The organism is Streptomyces sp. NPDC046900 (assembly GCF_040644975.1).
In the GTDB taxonomy this organism is placed as follows: Bacteria; Actinomycetota; Actinomycetes; order Streptomycetales; family Streptomycetaceae; genus Streptomyces.
Genome location: NZ_JBEYXD010000263.1, coordinates 1 through 1142, shown reverse-complemented (window position 1 = coordinate 1142; position 1142 = coordinate 1). Strand labels below are relative to the sequence as shown.

The 1142-nt window shown below is 63.2% G+C and carries 1 protein-coding gene; it reads left to right on the top strand.

Translation table 11 applies throughout. The annotated features are described in order from the left end of the window. Positions 1-50: 50 nt before the first annotated feature. A complete protein-coding gene (locus ABZ904_RS51335) occupies positions 51-1142 on the top strand; it encodes an IS630 family transposase (protein ID WP_361831250.1) in 1092 nt (363 codons plus the stop codon).

The window sequence follows — 1142 nt, the reverse complement described above, 5'->3', positions numbered from 1 at the left end:
GCCTAGTGTCCCGCGCCTGAAATTCATTTTCTATGTTGTAGATTGGTGGGGTGGCGAAGTCAGGGCGGCCGAAGTCCGAGTTGGTGTTGAGCGACGAGGAGCGTGTGACGCTTCAGCGGTGGGAGCGCCGGGCGAAGTCGTCGCAGGCGCTGGCGTTGCGTTGTCGGATCGTGTTGGCCTGCGCGGAGGGTGCGAGCAACACGCAGGTCGCGCAGGATTTGCGGATCTCACGGCCGACGGTGGGTAAGTGGCGGTCCCGGTTCGTTGAGCGGCGTCTGGAGGGCTTGGTGGACGAGGAGCGGCCTGGGCGGCCGCCGTCGATCACCTTGGACCAGGTCGAGGAGGTGCTGGTGGCCACCTTGGAGAAGGCTCCGAAGAACGCCACCCACTGGTCGAGGGCCTCGATGGCGAACAAGTCCGGCCTGTCGAAGTCCACCATCGGCCGGATCTGGCGTGACTTCGGGCTCAAACCGCATCTGGCCGACACCTTCAAGCTATCCACCGACCCGCTGTTCGTGGAGAAGGTGGTGGATGTCGTCGGGCTGTACCACAACCCGCCCGAGAAGGCAGTGGTGTTGTGCGTCGATGAGAAGTCCCAGGTGCAGGCCCTGGATCGCTCCCAGCCGGTGCTGCCGATGATGCCGGGGATGCCCGAGCGGCGCACCCATGACTACGTCCGGCACGGCACCACCACCCTGTTCGCAGCCTTCAATATCGCTGATGGAACCGTCATAGGTGAGACGCACCGTCAGCACCGGGCAACGGAGTTCAAGAAATTCCTCACCACCATCGACAAGACGGTGCCCGAGGGGTTGGACGTCCATGTGGTCTGCGACAACTACGGCACCCACAAGACGCCGGCGATCAAGGCGTGGCTCGCCAAACATCCCCGGTTCCACCTGCACTTCACCCCGACCGGCTCCAGCTGGATCAACCAGGTCGAGCGGTGGTTCGGCTTCCTGACCGACCAGCTCATCCGCCGCGGGGTCCACAAGAGCGTGCAGAGCCTGGAGAAGGACCTCCGCGCCTGGATCAAGAACTGGAACAAGGACCCCAAACCGTTCGTGTGGACCAAGACCGCCGAAGAGATCCTCGACTCCCTCGCCCGATATATTCAACGAATTTCAGGCGCAGGACACTAG